This is a genomic window from Bradyrhizobium sp. IC4060, from assembly GCF_020193715.1.
GTDB classification, from domain to species: Bacteria; Pseudomonadota; Alphaproteobacteria; order Rhizobiales; family Xanthobacteraceae; genus Bradyrhizobium; species Bradyrhizobium yuanmingense.
Window position 1 is genome coordinate 1 of sequence record NZ_JADYVJ010000067.1, and the last position, 520, is coordinate 520.

The following is a 520-nucleotide window of genomic DNA, read 5'->3' on the forward strand; positions in this document are numbered from 1 at the left end:
TTGATAGCCCCTGCCAATATTGATCTGCTGCACACATGCATTTACTGTATTTATATACAGTAAGTTTGACAGGGGGAAGTATGCCGCGTTTATACGAAATCGAGACGGCCTGCCGTAAGGCAATAGATATCCTGCCTAACGGAAAGCGCATCCTCACCACCAGGCGATTTCTGCAGGAACTGGAGAGATATAACTGGCACTGGTCGCCACGGCAGGCTAACCAGTGGATAGAGCACTATGTGACGACATTCCGGGATGTCTCAACGCAGGAAGGCGATGAGCGCACGTTCCAGTTATACAACCCGAACGGAGGGCTATAACGTGGGATTTCCGTCGCCAGCAGCAGACTATGTAGAAGTACGACTGACCGTCGATAAACTCTGCGGTACCGGCCCAAATACTAGGCTCGTTCAGACAGAAACTGGTTACACCGTAGTCGATGTCTCCGGTAAACCAAAGCAAGGAGATACCGTTTTAATTCAATACGGCGGAGGCACAGATTTTGCAAAAATTATGGGCC

1 pseudogene is annotated in these 520 nt (G+C 49.6%); it reads left to right on the plus strand.

Annotation, left to right across the window (positions count from 1 at the left end):
• Positions 1–321: 321 nt before the first annotated feature.
• Positions 322–520: pseudogene (locus tag I6F16_RS37505) on the plus strand (hypothetical protein); the annotation flags it as partial.